The organism is Ignavibacteriota bacterium (genome assembly GCA_016708125.1).
GTDB lineage: Bacteria > Bacteroidota > Ignavibacteria > Ignavibacteriales > Melioribacteraceae.
In genome coordinates, this window is sequence record JADJGF010000001.1 from 1,487,969 (window position 1) to 1,505,272 (window position 17,304).

Consider the following 17,304-nt stretch of genomic DNA (forward strand, 5'->3'; position numbering starts at 1 on the left):
GCTCTTTTTTTATATTGGCTAAAATTATATTTGGTTTTCTATGAAAAATGTTATTATTGCAATTTATTTTATGTCTGCAGGCTTACTTTTTTCTCAAGATTTTTTAATGCAAACATGGTATTGGGATTATCCAAAAACAATCAATGGATATAACTGGGCTGATACCTTAACAAATAAAGCACAAGAATTATCCAATGCCGGTTTTACATATTTATGGCTTCCTCCGCTTTCACGTGCAAGTTTTGGTAATGGTAGTAATGGTTATGATCCAAAGGATTTATATGATTTGGGGGAATTTGAATTAGGCGCAACGGGATTTGGGACAAGGCAAAATGTTGATGATTTAATTTTGGAATTTAACAATGTGGGAATTAATGCCATTGCTGATGTTGTTTTTAATCATAGAGATGGAGGAGAAGCCGAGGATAATCTTGCAGTTGAAGAATATATCGAAACTTATTATAATTCAAAAGTAAATGAAGGTTATAATCCTTTCCCATATGATAGATTTAGATGTTACATTCTTCTTGGAGGGACATCGGGAAATGGAGCGGGAGATTATTATTTTAAAGTAAGTTCAGCTTCAGGACATTCTAAGTTTAATAATTATGAATACAATATTTATATTCAAACAACAACAATTAATTGGCAAAATTTACCCGATGAAATAGAATCTGAACCTAATGGAGGAGGAGATTGCGGACAGAGTAATAATAACATTCATTTAGGTGTTAACATGAATGCCGAGGTTGATGATCCGATAACGTGTAGAACTGACGAATTTCACCTGAATTTAACCTCAGCTGATTTTGATGCCGAAGGGGACACTCTATTTATCTATTTTGGTAAAAGAGCCAGTGATTATTCAGATATGAGAATCTATGGAATTTGGTCAGGACCGAGAAATTCTGATATCGTAGATGAATTAAAATATCAAACATATACGGATTTTTCAAATTTGCCGAGCGGCCAAGGACTAATGAATTATTCAAATTTTAAGCCCAATTCTACAAATGCAACAAAACTGGATGGTGATTGGGATTGGCCTTGGTTCTTCTATGATTATGATCAAAATGTTCTATCTACAAAAAACGTATTATTTTCTTGGACAAAATGGCTTTGGGAAGATGTAGGAATTGGCGGATTAAGAATGGATGCTGTAAAACATTTTCCACCCGAATTTGTTGGAGATTTGTTTGATTATCTTCACGATGAAAACATTAATCCGCAACTTACAGTTGGAGAGTTTTATGAAGCGAATCCACATATTCTAAAACAATGGATTGAAAACGTTTATTTAAATATGGATGAAGATACAAAACAAAATATTATCCCGCGCATTTTTGATTTCTCATTAAGGCAATCATTAAAAGATGCTTGTGACTGGAGTAGTGATGTTAGAAATATTTTTAATTCAAGTATTGTTGATGCTACTGGATTAAGCGGATTTAATGTCGTAACATTTGTCGGTAATCATGATTTTAGGGATGAAGGTCAATATATACAAAACAATTCAATTTTGGCATATGCATATATTTTAACAAACAATCAAATTGGGTTGCCTTGCGTGTTTTATCCGGATTATTATACCGTAGAAGGTTTTCCAACAATCGGTAATCAAAATGAAATTGATAAGCTTATTAGTGTTCATAAAAAATATATTACAGGGTTATCAAATAAAGAATATCTTTCAAATTTCAATTCAATAAGAAACCCCTATTCTGTTCCGGGAACTGCCGAAACCGATGAAGCTTTAGTTTATCAATTAATGGATGAAGCAACGGGAAGTGATGTAATTGTTGCAATAAATTTTTCTGATTTACCAATGGATATGTGGATTGGCGTAAATGAAGATGGAAATCGTTTAGGAACCGATAGTCACTTGTTTGATGTAGTTGGAAATGGAATATTAAAAAATTTAACCGTTACCGTAGATGGAAGAATAAATATTAAACTGCCTCCTAAAAGTTATTCGGTTTGGGTAGAAGGTGTTACGGTTCAAACAAAAGTATTTTTGGAAGGAGCATATAATACATCATTACATTTAATGAATACAACATTAAATGATAGTGAGGAATTACTTCTTACTTCTCCATTTGCTGAAGATTTAATAACAGTTACTAATATTGATGCATCAATTACAGATTGGATTTTAATTGAGCTTTATGAAGATTTAAATAACGAACCAATAATTTCCAAAAGTGTTTTTGTTAAAAATGATGGATGGCTTGCCCTTGAAGATGGAAGTACAACAATTCCTTTAAATGCTCCGGCGGGAAATTACTACATCGTTATTAAACATAGAAATCATTTAACAATTGCAAGTGCAGAAAAAATTTCCCTCTCTGGAACGATACCATTAAATGATTTTACAACAAATAAAAAATAAGGTTATTAAATTTTGATAAATATTTAATTGCATTGTAGTAAGAATTGAATTAATTTTTGATAACCATACTTGTAGGAGAATTAAATGAAGAAAATTATTTATGCATTTGTAGTTATTGCGGCATTTTTATTTAGCGCAAATATTTATGCTCAAAATGAAAAAGTTGAAGGCCTTTGGAAAACAATTGATGACGAAACCGGTCAGCCCAAATCTATTGTTAAAGTTTATGTAAAAGATGGAAAAGTTTTCGGAGATATTGTTAAACTATTTAGAAAACAAGGAGAAGATCCAGATCCGGTTTGTGATAAATGCGATGACGATGATTCGAGAAAAAATAAAAAAATATTGGGAATGACAATCATAACCGATATGGAAAAAGGTGATGACGGAGTTTGGGAAGATGGAGAAATTCTTGATCCTAAAAAAGGTAAAGTTTACGATTGCAAACTTTGGGTTGAAAACGGAAAATTGCAAGTTCGCGGATACGTATTGTTTTTCCACAGAACACAAGAATGGCTTAAATACGAAGGTGAAATATAAATTTATAATTTAATAGAACGGTGATTATTTAGAAAAAAATAATCTTCGTTCTATTTAGTATGAAAGAAATTAAAAAATGTTAAAAGAATCTTTAATAAAAATCTTTGATAGAGATTTAGAAAAATTAATTTCAGAAATTCAACTTTTTGAAAATGAAGAAAATTTATGGATTGTTAAAGGCGATATTAAAAACTCAGCCGGAAATTTAGCGCTTCATTTATGCGGAAATCTAAAACATTTTATTGGACATAATCTTGGCGGAACAAACTATATAAGAGAAAGGGACAAAGAATTTTCACTTAAAAACATTTCTAAATTGGAATTGATAAAAAATATTGAAGAAACAAAAGATATTGTTATTTCAACATTAACCAATTTTGATGAATCAAGATTTTCCGAAATTTATAAAGAAAAAATTTCTCTCGGCGATGTTGAGGTTGGATATTTTTTACTTCATCTAATCACACATCTTAATTATCATTTAGGACAAATAAATTATCTCCGAAGATTTCAAATAAACTAAGAATGATAATTATGATAGTGAATTTTAATTAAAATTATGTGAAGATCACATCTCTTGCTTTTTAAAATGGGATCTTTTTAATTAGGGAAGCTAAACGTTTGTTAAATTTTATAAAGATGTCATCTCACAGAAAGAGAAGCCATCTTACACGTAAATATGAATGAATACACTTTAACACAAATAAACATTTTCCCGGTAAAATCTTTATCGGGAATTTCATTGCAAGAATGGTTAGTAGAAGAAAGAGGATTGCAATTTGATAGAAGATGGATGCTTGTAGATTCTGAAAATATGTTTATCACTCAACGACTTTTCCCCAAAATGATTTTCATAGATGTAAAAATTGAAAACGACAATTTGGTATTTCATCACAAAAGAAAAAATATAGAACCGCTCAAAATTTCTCTAAAAGTTTTTCCGGATAAAAAAATAAAAGTTCAAGTTTGGGAAGATTTTTGTAATTCATTAGAATATGAAAAAATTATAAACGATTGGTTTAGCGAAGCGTTAGATATTAATTGTAAATTAGTTTACATGCCAAATTCTGCAGAAAGAAAAACATCAACAAAATATTATCCGGAAAGTAAAAATGTAAGTTTTGCAGATGGTTATCCGTTTTTAATGATTGGAGAAGAATCTTTAAAATTTTTAAATGAAAAATTATCAAATCCAATTTCCATGAATCAATTTAGAACCAATTTTGTTTTTTCCGGTGGAAATCCTCACGATGAAGATAGTTGGAAAAATATTAAAATTGGAAATCTAAATTTCACAGTTGTTAAACCCTGTGCAAGATGCGTTATTACAACAATCGATCAGCAAAGCGGAAATAAAAGTAAAGAACCGCTTGCAACATTAAATACGTACAGAAATTTTGATAACAAAATTATGTTCGGACAAAATGTAATTTGTCACAATGAGGGAATTATAAAAGTCGGTGAAACGATTTCATTCGAATAAAATTGACAATTTTATATAATGAATATTTTCTCAGTAAAATAGATAAACACATCTAGATTTTAATAAAAAATGTAAAAATTTTACTTTCACATTGCATCAATTAAATTATAGTAATATTTTCTATTCCAATTATTCTTTCAGTTAATAACTAAAATAATATCAAAATAGGATAACTATGGATAATCAGAAAAAATATTTACTTGATGAAAAAGAAATTCCCACACATTGGTATAATATCCAAGCGGATATGCCGAATCCAATGCTTCCGCCGCTGCACCCGGGAACAATGCAGCCGGTTGGGCCTCAAGATTTAGCTCCGTTATTTCCAATGGAATTAATAAAACAAGAAGTTACAAAAGAAAGATGGATTGAAATTCCCGAAGAAGTAAGAAATGTTTATAAGGAATGGCGTGTTACACCTTTGGTACGTGCTTATGGATTGGAAAAATTGTTAGATACTCCGGCAAAAATTTACTATAAATATGAAGGTGTTAGTCCGGCTGGTTCCCACAAACCAAATACTGCTGTGGCTCAAGCATATTATAATAAAATGGAAGGCGTGAAAAAAATTACGACAGAAACCGGTGCGGGTCAATGGGGAAGCGCATTAGCTTATGCATGTCAAAAATTTGGAATTGATTTAGAAGTTTACATGGTTAGAATTAGTTATGAACAAAAACCATACAGAAAATTATTGATGAATACTTGGGGAGCAAAAGTTTTTGCTTCACCCACAAATTTAACAGATTCCGGAAAGAAAATTTTAGCAGAAGATCCAAATTCCCCGGGAAGTTTAGGAATTGCAATTTCCGAAGCTGTAGAAAGAGCCGCAAAAGATCCCGAAACAAAATATTCTTTAGGCAGCGTTTTAAACCATGTTCTTTTACATCAAACCGTAATTGGATTGGAAGCTTTAAAGCAAATGGAATTAGCAAATGATTATCCGGATATTGTTATTGCACCATTAGGCGGCGGATCAAATTTTGCCGGAATTTCTTTTCCGTTTGTTCATCATAATATTATTGATGGTAAAAAAACAAGATGCATCGCAGTGGAACCGGCTTCTTGTCCTAAATTAACAAAAGGTGAGTTCCGTTACGATTTTGGAGATTCAGTTGGATTAACTCCGCTAATTCCAATGTATACATTAGGACATAATTTTGTTCCGGCGCCAATTCATGCGGGTGGATTAAGATATCACGGAGCAAGTGCTTTGGCAAGTCAACTTCTTAAGGATAAATTAATTGAAGCAGTTGCTGTTCAACAATTGGAATGTTTTGAAGCTGGAGTAAAATTTGCAAATGCTGAAGGAATTATTCCCGCACCGGAATCAACTCACGGAATTGCAGCAGTTATACGCGAAGCAAATAAAGCTAAAGTTGAAGGAAAATCAAAAACAATATTGTTTAATTTAAGCGGACACGGACATTTTGATATGGGCGCTTATCAAGATTATTTTGATGGTAAATTAAAAGATCATTTTTTTTCAGATGAAGAAATACATTCCGGATTGAAAAATTTAACCACACCAAAAATACAATAAACATAGAGAGGCAATATGAAAATATTAAAAATCATTTTCAAAATTGTGATTGCTATAATAGTTCTCTTTTTTGTAATAGCATTATTTCTTCCTTCCGAATATAAAGTTGAACGCAGCATAGAAATAAATAAATCGGCAAATGTTGTTTTTAATTATGTTTCAGATTTTAGAAATTTTAAGGATTGGAATCCGTGGAGCCCGTTTGAACCCGGACATAAGGTTGAAGTAACCGGAGATTCTGCAACTGTCGGACAAAAATATTATTGGGAAGGAGAAATTATTGGTTCCGGGCAAATGGTATTTACCGAATTACATCCTTATGATTTGATAAAAGCCGATATAGAATTTTTAACACCACAGCAAGGAAAAGGAATTGTTGATTTTGTATTTGAAGCAAACGGAAATTCCACAAAATTTAGCTGGGCAATTACCGGTGAAGCTGATTTTCCGGTTGGAAGATACATGGGTTTAATGATGGATAGTTTTCTTGGTAAAAATTTTGAAGACGGAGCAAAAACATTAAAAGTAAAATGTGAAGCTTTGTAATTTATTTAATCCAGTCTTTGCCGCCACTATCCAAACAGTGGCGTATTTACAACTGTCATCGATTGGTCGATGACAGCAAATGATAGTGGTTTAAAAAGATGATATCTTTTCAAAAGATAGCATCTTTGAAATCTGTTATTAAATAAACAGTAATAAAAATATTTTTATATTTCAAAACCCAGTTACAAAATAAACTGGGTTTTTTATTTAATAAAAATTTATTTTCAGAAATCATTTTATAAAAAATATGACTCTATTTATTCATGCTTAATAAATATATTTTTCCCTCTGTTATTTTAGTTGTAATTATAATTTTGCTATTCATTTTTAAAAGTACGGTTTTCAACAAAGATAGAATTTCAGATTCTGATTTAGTAAAAGTTGAATTAACAAACGAACAAATTTTAAAATCAAAAGAAATTCATAAATATTTTTCACATAAAAATAAAGTTAACGGATTTAACGGAAATGTTCTTTTTGCCGAAAATGGAAATATCATTTATGAAAATTCTTTCGGTTATGCAGATTTAAATTCCGAAAAGAAAAATTATATAGATACAAAATTCCAAATTGCTTCAGTTTCAAAACCATTTACGGCTTATGCAATAATGCTTCTTAAGCAAAAAAATGAACTAAGTTTAGAGGATTCGATCCAGCAATATTTTCCGGAATTTCCTTATAAAGGAATTACTGTAAAATTATTATTAATTCATAAATCGGGTTTGCCGGAATATTTTTATTTTGCGGAAAAATTGTGGGAAGATAAAAAAACGCCAATCACAAATACAGACGTAATCAATCTTATGATTGAAAAATTTCCCAACAGATATTATTTGCCGGATAAAAAGTACAATTACATAAATACAAATTATTGTATTCTTGCTGCAATTATTGAAAAAATTACCGGAGATGATTTTGAAGAATTTATGAATGAAGAAATTTTTCAGCCTTTGGAAATGCACAATACGTTTATTTATAATCCTTCCAGCTTTGAAGAATTTAAAAATACAGCAACCGGTTACGAAAGAGAAAAAATAAAAGCGCAGGATACATTTCTTAATGGTGTTGTTGGTGACAAAGGAGTTTATACAACCGTGGAAGATTTGTTAAAGTTTGATAAAGCTTTGTATAAAGGTAATCCGGTAGAAGTGGAAATTATCAACGAAGCGTTTCAACCCGCACACGAAAAACTTTTTATAAATGATAATTACGGTTACGGCTGGAGAATTAATGCAGAAGATTCTGCAAATAAAATTGTTTATCATGCCGGCTGGTGGAAAGGATTCCGTTCTTATTTTATTAGAGAATTGGGAAAAAAGAAAACAATTATTATTTTAAGCAATCTTTCTAACAAAGCAAAATTTGGAACAAAAGAGTTAATAGAATTATTTAATTGACATGATAAATTTTGAAACCGTAATTAGTATATTTTTAGGAATAAGTCTGGCATCTGCAGTTGGATTTAGAGTCTTTGTTCCATTACTCGTAATGAGCATTGCTTCTTTATTTGGTTATTTAAATCTTTCATCCGGATTTGAATGGATTGGAACAATTCCGGCGCTGGTAATTTTTGGCGCCGCAACACTTTTTGAAATTGCCGGATATTACATTCCATTTGTAGATAATTTTTTAGATACAATTTCTTCACCAACCGCAGTAATTGCCGGAACAGTTGTAATGGCTTCTTCAATAGTTGAGTTGGATCCTTTAATAAAATGGGCGCTCGCAATTATTGCCGGAGGCGGCGCTGCCGGAATAGTTCAAGGTTTAACATCAATAACGCGCGGAGCTTCAACCGCAACAACCGGCGGAGTTGGAAACCATGTTGTTTCTACCACAGAAGCCGGAGCTTCACTTGGTATTTCTATTCTTGCAATTTTATTCCCAATTTTTATTGGAATTCTTATAATTCTATTTCTCACGTGGGCTGTAAAAAAAGTCTATAACAAATTACTTAAACCCAATTCAAAATAATTTCAGAAAGATTTCTAATTAGTTAAGTTCCCAAAGGTAAATTATGAAGAAAATTTTATTCGTCATTTTTTTAAATTTTTTTGTGGTTCAAAGTTTAATTTCTCAAACAATTTCTGGAAAATTTACAGATTCAATTTTGGGATTTTCACTTAAAGTTCCAGAAAATTGGAAAGGTGAAAAAATTCCTCAAGGATATATTTTTGTATCTGATGTTGATAAAGGATTTGTTTTAATCACTCCTCACAATTTTAATAGTGTTGATGAAATTGTTGAAAATGCAAAAATGGGAATTACCGAAAACAATGGAACATATTTAACGCTTACGGATAATTTAGAAATAAATGAAAATAGCGTTTCCGGAATATTTAAAGGATTTTTAGAAGGACAAGCCGCAACAGCATTTGCTAAAAGTTTATTATCACCGTTTGGCGGGGGAATTTCTGTATTTGCTTTTGTTGAATCCGAAAGTTTTTCTGAAAATTATAAAATTATTGTTAATCAAATTTGCGAAAGTGTAAACTTTTCCGAACGAGTTAAATCATCATTGGTAGATGAATGGAAACAAGCTTTATATAATTGCAGATTAACTTATATGAATAGTTATAACAGCGGTTTTGGCGGCGGCGGAATTCAAGATAAAATAATGATTGATTTATGCGCTCAAGGATATTTTAATTATTATGATGAAAGTCAGGTTGTTATGAGCACAGACGATGTAAGCGGATATTCTGCCGGTGAAAAAAATGGTTCGGGAAATTGGGATGTTGTTCAAAATGGAGAGCAGATAATTTTAAAACTAAATTTTTCCGATGGAAACGTGCATGATTATGTTTTAACATTTGAGGGAGAAAAAACTTTTCTAAACGGAAATAGATATTTTAGAACTTATAAAGACAGCACTGTTGATGGAACGCAGCCAAACTGTTTATAGAAATTTTCAATAAAAGATTATTAGAAACAACAGTAACCCAAATCTAATATGAGTTACTGTTGTTTAAATTTATAATTTTTTTTGAAAATAATATTTTGAGTTTGTTGACTTAAATAGAGCTTGGGTTTGAATTAGTTCAGAAATACCGTATTCGACTACTAAATATTTATTTTTATTATTCTTTAAGATAACCTTTATAATATCATTATTATTAAAAACAAATAATGGAACCATATTGGGAAAGGTAATTATGCTCTTTATTTCAAAAAAATCTAGAGTGTAAATTATTAATTTAGAAATGGGATCATTATAATTATTGCTGTTGTCAGTAACCGAAATAAAGTATGAATTATCATTGCTAAATACAGCGGATGCAAATTTTTGGTTTAGCGAACCCACATGTACTAAATCTGAATTTATATCTTGAGTTGACCGAAAAATTGCTCCGTTTCCACAAATAAATTTATCTTTTTCAGGGAATAGAATTACTGGTAAAGTTAAGTAGTCATAATTTAGATACTTTGAATTCATTTCAGTTATTTCTCCAGTTGATAATTCAATTGTCATTCTAAGCACATTTGAGTAGCTTCCCATGTATCCATATACAACATTTATTTCCGGATTGAAGATTATTTTACTAACACTACCATAATAGCTATAATAACTCTTAATTACTTTTTTACTGATTGTATTAATTACGTATAAACTCTCTTGTGCTGCAGCGATAAAAAAGTTACTATTTAAACTTAACAAAGATGAAATTGGGCGATTAAGTGAATACTCTAAATTTAATTGATTAGACAAAACATTATATGAATATATTTTACCATCCCTATGTCCGATATAAAACGACTGTTTTGATTCATCATATTCAAAACATGTTGGCTCAAAATATATTTTTGATTCTTGCTCGATTTCAAAACTATTAAAATCTGCAATTTTAATGTTTCGGTTTGTTTTATCTAAAAATGCTATTTTGTTAGAAGTTTTGATATGATACGAATCATCAATAAAATCAAAAGTATTTAGGTATTTTACATAATTTTCAAACCTATTTTGAATCATATAAATTTCTGAGAAATCTTTTCGCGATACGTAATTATAAATTTCATGCCTATATATAAAAAACTTTACGGCATTTTCCGGCACATTATTTATTGAAATTTCTGAATTGATAAACATACTTTTCTCAATTCCAACTGATCCAATATTATTTCCTAAATTATCTAACCAAACGAGTTTTGTTTCATCTGGGAAATAAGTTAAATAATAGGGAGAAGTTGTTATTTTTAAAATTTCCTTTGTCTCCCAATAGTTTGATAAATTTATTGGGCTAAAAAATTCCTTTTTAACCACAGACTCTAATTCATTCGATTCAGAAAAATCTTTCCCAATTAATTTTAAATTAAAAAATAAATCTGTTTGATTAGAATAATTTGATTCTAGTTTTAAAATCAAATTATCCAATTTATAGCCACCAAGAGAATCTGAATAAAATTGTTCTAAATCTTCTTGATAAAATTCCCAACCAGTATTTTGTGTACTTTTTATTATAAGTTTACTTATTTTATTTCTGTTTTCCGGCTTGTCTATTTTAATTTCAAACGAAATAGTATTATAGTATTGTGAATAATTTAAGGTATCAATATGACTTGAGTGAATAGTTTTTAATTCATACTTTGCAGAAATAATATTAACATCTAATTTTTCTTCATTTTCATTTGTGTAAATATTATTTGTTATATCATCTTTACATGAAGCGAATAAAAACCCCAAAAATATCAATATAAATAAAAAGTGTTTCATATTTCCTCAAGATTTTATATTAAAATAAAAAGATAAAAGCGTGTTATTAACTTAAAATAAATTTGAAATTAAAACAAATTCACCCTTACAATTAAATTACTTATAATTTTATTTTGTGATATGAAACAAAAAAGTCCCAATTCTAAAATTATCTTATCAGAATTGGGACATGAATAATAGAAATATTTATTTGCTATTTATTATTCATCGCTTCAACGGCAGCAATTGCTGATAAATTAATTATATCATCAACAGAAACATCTCTCTGTAATACGTGAACTGGTTTTTTCATTCCCATTAAAATTGGACCAATTACGGTTGATTCTGTTAATCTATCTAAAAGTTTATATGCAATATTGCCCGAATCAAGATTTGGGAAAATTAAAACATTTGCTCCGCCTTTAATTTTTGCAAACGGAAATTCGTTTTCTAATATTTCCGGAACCACTGCCGTATCTGCCTGCATTTCGCCATCGATTATTATATCCGGTCGTAATTCATTTACAATTTTTACGGCATCTCTTACTTTTGTGGATTCTGGATAATGTGTACTTCCGAAATTACTAAACGAAAGCATTGCAACAATTGGTTGAATATCAAATTGTTTTGCTGTATCTGCGGCGCTGATTGCAATTTCCGCAAGCTGTTCAGCATTCGGATTAACATTAACGGTTGTATCAGCTAAGAAATATACTTTTCGTTTTATAATTATAATATAAAGTCCCGAAACAACTTTCATTCCTTTTTTAACGCCTATTGTTTCTAAAGCTGGTTTTATTGTTGTGGGATAACTGTGTCCCAATCCGCCTATTAATGCATGAGCATCGCCCATCAACACTAACATGGAACCCAAATAATTTGGTTGTTTAATTAAATCTTTTGCTTCATTTAATGTTAACCCTTTTCGTTGCCTTAATTTGTAAAACTCATTTGCATATTCATCATGTTTGGCAAAATTATTTGGATCAACTATTTCAAATTTATTTTTATTGTATCCAAGCTCATCTAATTTTTGTTCAATAATTTGTTTGTTCCCAATTAAAATTGGAATGCTGATATTATCATTAAGCGCAGAATTTGCAGCGCGGATAATTTTTTCTTCTTCGCCTTCCGCATAAACAATTTTTCTTGGATTTTTTTGTGCTTTGTGAATCATCATTCTAATTATTTCTGTTGAGTATCCAAGTCGTTCTTTCAATTGTTCTTCATATTTTACCCAATCTTCAATTTGGATGCGGGCAATGCCGGTTTCCATTGCTGCTCTTGCAACAGCCGGAGCAACTTTCCATAGAACTCTTGCATCAAAAGGTTTTGGAATAATATAATTTCTGCCGAATTCAAAATCGGTTCCACCGTAAGCGCGAATTACAGCATCCGGAACTTTTTCTTTTGCGAGACTTGCCAATGCTTTTGTTGCCGCCATTTTCATTTCTTCATTAATTGCGCTCGCTCTTACATCCAAAGCTCCTCTGAAGATAAACGGAAATCCCAAAACATTATTTACTTGGTTTGGATAATCACTTCTTCCCGTTGCCATGATAATATCTGTTCTTACTGAAACTGCATCTTCATATGTAATTTCCGGATCTGGATTTGCCATTGCAAACACAATTGGATTTGGCGCCATTGATTTTATCATTTCCTTAGAAACTACATTTGCTTTTGACAAACCAATAAACACATTAGCATTTTTCATTCCGTCTTCTAACGTTGCATAATGAATATCTTGTGCAAATTCCTTTTTCTGCGAATTTAAATCGGTTCTGCCTTTATGAATATGACCTTTAGAATCGAACATTGCAATATTTTCAACTTTTACTCCGGCTCTAATGTAAAGTTTACAGCATGAAACTGCTGCGGCTCCGGCACCGGAGACAACTAATCTCAAATCCTCAAGTTTTTTATTTGCTAATTCTGCGGCATTAATTAACGCAGCACAAGAAATAATTGCGGTTCCGTGTTGATCATCATGAAAAACGGGAATGTTCATTGTGCGTTTTAATTCTTCTTCAATTTCAAAACACTCGGGAGCTTTGATATCTTCTAAATTTATTCCACCAAATGTCGGTTCCAATAATTGAACTGCTCTAATTACTTCTTTAGGATCTTTTGTTTTTAATTCAATATCAAAAACATCAATATCAGCAAATCTTTTGAACAAAACTCCTTTTCCTTCCATAACCGGTTTTCCGGCTTCCGGACCAATATCGCCCAAGCCCAGAACGGCTGTTCCGTTACTTACAACAGCAACTAAATTTCCTTTTGCCGTATATTTATAAACATCATCCGGATTTTTTTCAATTTCCCAACAAGGTTCTGCAACGCCGGGTGTGTATGCCAATGATAAATCTCTTGCGGTAAAGCAAGGTTTAGAAGCAATAACTTCAATTTTTCCTTTTCGTCCCTCAGAATGATACTTAAGTGCTTCTTCTTTTGTAACGCTCATGGTTAATACTCCTTTTTTACATCCTAAATAAAATTATATTTACATAAATTTTAGTGGTTTAAAATAATTACGATATCCAAGTCATATTTTTTTGAGACAGAAATATAAGTTATAAATTTTGATTTATGGTATAAAATTTTTTTGTAATTAACTCGGATTTGGTATTTATCTTCTAAGTTATTTTGAGGATAAATATTTAATATGATTGGAATATTATTCGTAACTGCTCTTAGAAATGAATATCTAAATATTCATAGCTAAAATACGGACTTTTTTTACTCATTACTATTAAATTTTGCAAAATATTTTTTATCCGCAAACAAAAGATTTTTTCAGTAAATAAAACAAGCAATTTTAAAATTATATCCGCCGTTGAAAAAAAACAAATAACTTGAACTGTGTTTGATGAAAATAGCAGTTTATTTAAAATCCAGATTATAATTTTAACCGAAATATCATTTCTAAAATATATTATTCATTGTACTTTTTATTAAAAAGATCCCATCTCAAAATAAGAGATGTGATCTTGATTTATCAAAAGTTGGAATTTTTTGGGAAGGTCAATTTATCTTAATTTGTGTAAAATGATTGGTTCTAAAAAATAATTGAGGTTACTTTTTAAATTTTATTGTAAATGTTGAGCCTTCATTTTTTCTACTTTGAACGATAATTTCGGCATTATTCAATTCGCAATATTTTCTAACTAATGTTAATCCCAATCCGGTTCCTTCAAACTTTCTTGTATAACCGGTTTCTTCTTGCGAAAACGGATCAAATAATTCGGTTAAATATTTTTCACTCATTCCTACGCCGGAATCTATAACTTCAACAATAATTTCTTTTTGATCTGTTTTAACAGCAACCAATCTTACGGAACCATTATTTGTGTATTTTATTGCGTTGTGAATTAAATTTGCAAATATTTGCGTTAAAGTATAAAGATCGGCATAAAGATTTAATTTTGGATGACTGCTTTCTAAAATAAGTTCCAGATTTTTTTTAATTGCAGATTGTTTAAACTCAGCAATTAAATCTTCAAGTATTGTAACCAAATTTAGTTTTGTTGGAGTTAGAATTAAACTTCCGGATTGAATTTGGGAAACGTTTAATATTAAATCAATAGTTCTAATTAATCTTCGTCCGCCGTTTTCAATTATTTTAAATGAATCTTTAAGATCTTCATCCAGCTGATGTTCTAAACTTTCTCTTACCAAAGATGCAAAACTTAAAATTGTATTAACCGGAGTTCTAATTTCGTGGGACATTTGCGCCAAAAAGTCCGATTTTAATTTATTAGATCTTTCGGCTTGTTCTTTTGATTCAACGATTTCTTTAACATAATTCAACCTTTCAATTTCCTGCGAACTTCTTGAAGCAAAAATCTCGAGAACAGATTTTGTAAATTCTACATTTTGTATTTTCCCTTGCTGCATAATTACTATTATGCCAATTATTTTACCTTTTGAATCAATTAAAGGCCGCCCCATATAACTTTTAATATTGAGATTTTTTAAAGATTCATCGTTGGGAAAATCTTTTTGAACATCGGAAATTAATGTTGTAACATTTCTTTCTAAAATAAATTTACTCGGAGAGTTTTTTAATTTATAGCTGAAATTATCTACCAATTTATCTTTTTGCCAAGATGCAAGAGAATCGGCAGTTTTTTTATCTTCAGAAAGTTTTGCTATAAAAGTAAAATCGACTTTTAACGTTTCTCCTAAAAAATTAACTAACGATCTAAAAAAAGTATCTCCTATTGAAGAAGAAACTCCTTCTGCAATTTGTTTAAGTATATTTTGTAATTTTTTGCTTTCGGTTATATCTTTTTGAATTCCCCAAATATTTAACAAAAATCCGTCTTTTATAATTCCAATTGAATTATTAAGAAAACTTATTTGTTCTTCATTTGCTGAATTTTTTGTCGTTTCACTATCTATTGTTTTGTAACTGGAGTTTACGAAATCCAAATAATATTTAAATGTTTGATCCGTTATTTTATTGCCGTAGAAAATGTTAAGGTTTTTTCCAACAATATCTTTATATGTTTGTTGATCATGCATTTTAGCAAAAGAATTATTGCATTCGCCGATATTTCCAAATTTTAAAATTTGAGCAACTTGTTCTTCATCTGATAAAGTTGTGAGAATCGGCGGATCAAAATCAATTCTGTAAATTCCTTCTGAACTTCTGGAAATAAAATCGCGGTAACGTAATTCACTTTCAGTTAATTTATCAATAATCTGTTTTTTCCAAATTGCAGAGCTAACATTTTCCGAAACTAATTTTAGTAATTCCAAATCGGTTTCATTGTAAGTATTTTCATTGTAATAATTCTGCACAACAACCACGCCCACAGCTTGATTATTTACAACTAACGGAGCGCCCAGCCATACTGGACAATTACTGCCAACAATTCCTTTAATTTCACCTTCACTTTCCAAAATGGTTTGCATGTTGTTATTTACAAGAATTGCTTCTTTTTTTCTTCGAACGTAATCTGTTAAACTGTCTTTTAATTCCAATTGAGTCAGTTCATCATATTTATCAAATTCATCAACAAAATATGGGAAAGTATAAGCGTCGGTGTTTTTATCATACAGCGCTACATAAAAGTTGGTTGTATCTAAAATCGTTGAAAGTTCTTCCCTAACAATTTTTAAAAAATCTCTAAGATTATTTACTTCATTTACTGCTTGAGAAATTTTAAGAATTGCACTTTGAAGTTTTTCTTTTCTTGTAAATTCAGTAATATCCAAAATCTGTGCAATGGTTTTTATTTTACCGGAAAAATTTACAATTGATGAACTTAACTTTACATTCCGTTCTTCGCCGTCGTTTCTTACAAGTTTTATTTCATATTCGGATGGAGTTTCAATTCCTTGCTGACGTTTGATATATCTTTCAGAAACAATTTCAGCAGAATCTTTGGATAAAATTTTTCTAAAATCCGTTCCGGTTAACTTTTCTTTTGTTGAATGTAGAATTTTACAAAATTGATCATTTACATATTCGAATTTATAATCCATATCAATTATTACAATTCCCAAATGAGAATTTTCTACAATTGATCTAAATTTTTCTTCCGATTGTTTAATTTCTTCGGCGGTATTTTTCTGAAAGTTAATTTCTCTAATTTGAGATAAAATTTTCGCATTTCCTTCAGAATCTTTTAGTTTAGTATTGCTGATCTCTATAATTCTTTGCTGATTATTATCAACCGAAATCGGCAGTTCAAAAATCGAACTAAGAAATTTTTTATTTTCATCCGAATTGAAATTGTTAAAAAACATTTCCAAATCAATTGAATTAAAAACACTTGTAAAATCTTGATTTATAATTAATTCTTTTGTTAATCCGGTAAGTTCAAAAATGCGATTGTTTGCATATTCAATTTTGAATTCGTCATCAATAATCATTATTCCATCTTGTGAATTTTCAACAATAAGTCTATTAAATTCATTTAACTTAATAATGTCAAAACTGTTAGTATAAATTTCTGGCGTAATTTGAAGTTTTAAAGAGTTTTCTTTAAGCTCACTTTGAGAGAATGAATCTATTTTATTAATAATCATTTCATTAGGTTTCATTTTAAACAAGATAGTTTTGTAAATGAAAATTTCAAATCCGAACAAAAACTTAGATT

Annotated in this window: 12 protein-coding genes; 9 read left to right on the top strand and 3 right to left on the bottom strand. The window is 30.1% G+C overall.

Features of this window, described 5'->3' with window-relative positions; genetic code table 11:
• Window positions 1–40 precede the first annotated feature (40 nt).
• The 9 genes from IPH62_06700 to IPH62_06740 all read left to right on the top strand — a co-directional run bounded on the left by IPH62_06700 (window position 41) and on the right by IPH62_06740 (window position 9,406).
• Entirely contained in the window at window positions 41–2,389 is a 2,349-nt protein-coding gene (locus tag IPH62_06700; GenBank protein ID MBK7104956.1) for a hypothetical protein, read from the top strand.
• Between the two features lie 84 nt (window positions 2,390–2,473).
• A complete protein-coding gene (locus IPH62_06705) occupies window positions 2,474–2,929 on the top strand; it encodes a DUF2147 domain-containing protein (protein ID MBK7104957.1) in 456 nt (151 codons plus the stop codon).
• Window positions 2,930–3,005: 76 nt separating this feature from the next.
• Window positions 3,006–3,452, top strand: coding sequence for a DinB family protein (locus IPH62_06710; GenBank protein MBK7104958.1), 447 nt, complete (start codon window positions 3,006–3,008; stop codon window positions 3,450–3,452).
• A 156-nt stretch (window positions 3,453–3,608) separates the two neighbouring features.
• A complete protein-coding gene (locus tag IPH62_06715; GenBank protein MBK7104959.1) occupies window positions 3,609–4,412 on the top strand; it encodes an MOSC domain-containing protein in 804 nt (267 codons plus the stop codon).
• Between the two features lie 175 nt (window positions 4,413–4,587).
• Window positions 4,588–5,955, top strand: coding sequence for a TrpB-like pyridoxal phosphate-dependent enzyme (locus IPH62_06720; GenBank protein MBK7104960.1), 1,368 nt, complete (start codon window positions 4,588–4,590; stop codon window positions 5,953–5,955).
• Window positions 5,956–5,970: 15 nt separating this feature from the next.
• Entirely contained in the window at window positions 5,971–6,501 is a 531-nt protein-coding gene (locus IPH62_06725; GenBank protein ID MBK7104961.1) for an SRPBCC family protein, read from the top strand.
• Between the two features lie 263 nt (window positions 6,502–6,764).
• Window positions 6,765–7,898, top strand: coding sequence for a beta-lactamase family protein (locus IPH62_06730; protein ID MBK7104962.1), 1,134 nt, complete (start codon window positions 6,765–6,767; stop codon window positions 7,896–7,898).
• Between the two features lie 4 nt (window positions 7,899–7,902).
• A complete protein-coding gene (locus IPH62_06735) occupies window positions 7,903–8,475 on the top strand; it encodes a DUF4126 domain-containing protein (GenBank protein MBK7104963.1) in 573 nt (190 codons plus the stop codon).
• Window positions 8,476–8,518: 43 nt separating this feature from the next.
• Window positions 8,519–9,406, top strand: coding sequence for a hypothetical protein (locus IPH62_06740; GenBank protein ID MBK7104964.1), 888 nt, complete (start codon window positions 8,519–8,521; stop codon window positions 9,404–9,406).
• Between the two features lie 69 nt (window positions 9,407–9,475).
• On the opposite strand, the gene IPH62_06745 is transcribed toward IPH62_06740, so the two are convergent.
• The 3 genes from IPH62_06745 to IPH62_06755 form a co-directional block, all read right to left on the bottom strand.
• Window positions 9,476–11,212, bottom strand: a complete 1,737-nt coding sequence (locus tag IPH62_06745; GenBank protein MBK7104965.1) for a hypothetical protein — start codon at window positions 11,210–11,212, stop codon at window positions 9,476–9,478.
• Window positions 11,213–11,405: 193 nt separating this feature from the next.
• On the bottom strand, window positions 11,406–13,658 hold the full coding sequence (locus IPH62_06750) for an NADP-dependent malic enzyme (protein ID MBK7104966.1): 2,253 nt from the start codon (window positions 13,656–13,658) through the stop codon (window positions 11,406–11,408).
• Between the two features lie 611 nt (window positions 13,659–14,269).
• A complete protein-coding gene (locus tag IPH62_06755; protein ID MBK7104967.1) occupies window positions 14,270–17,248 on the bottom strand; it encodes a PAS domain S-box protein in 2,979 nt (992 codons plus the stop codon).
• Window positions 17,249–17,304: the final 56 nt, after the last annotated feature.

Bases quoted from the DNA above. Each gene is read 5' to 3' on its own strand.
- IPH62_06720 (MBK7104960.1), top strand. From the start codon at position 4,588: ATGGATAATCAGAAAAAATATTTACTTGATGAAAAAGAAATTCCCACA.
- IPH62_06750 (MBK7104966.1), bottom strand. From the start codon at position 13,658: ATGAGCGTTACAAAAGAAGAAGCACTTAAGTATCATTCTGAGGGACGA.
- IPH62_06710 (MBK7104958.1), top strand. From the start codon at position 3,006: ATGTTAAAAGAATCTTTAATAAAAATCTTTGATAGAGATTTAGAAAAA.
- IPH62_06725 (MBK7104961.1), top strand. From the start codon at position 5,971: ATGAAAATATTAAAAATCATTTTCAAAATTGTGATTGCTATAATAGTT.
- IPH62_06700 (MBK7104956.1), top strand. From the start codon at position 41: ATGAAAAATGTTATTATTGCAATTTATTTTATGTCTGCAGGCTTACTT.
- IPH62_06705 (MBK7104957.1), top strand. From the start codon at position 2,474: ATGAAGAAAATTATTTATGCATTTGTAGTTATTGCGGCATTTTTATTT.
- IPH62_06715 (MBK7104959.1), top strand. From the start codon at position 3,609: ATGAATGAATACACTTTAACACAAATAAACATTTTCCCGGTAAAATCT.
- IPH62_06730 (MBK7104962.1), top strand. From the start codon at position 6,765: ATGCTTAATAAATATATTTTTCCCTCTGTTATTTTAGTTGTAATTATA.
- IPH62_06745 (MBK7104965.1), bottom strand. From the start codon at position 11,212: ATGAAACACTTTTTATTTATATTGATATTTTTGGGGTTTTTATTCGCT.
- IPH62_06740 (MBK7104964.1), top strand. From the start codon at position 8,519: ATGAAGAAAATTTTATTCGTCATTTTTTTAAATTTTTTTGTGGTTCAA.
- IPH62_06755 (MBK7104967.1), bottom strand. From the start codon at position 17,248: ATGAAACCTAATGAAATGATTATTAATAAAATAGATTCATTCTCTCAA.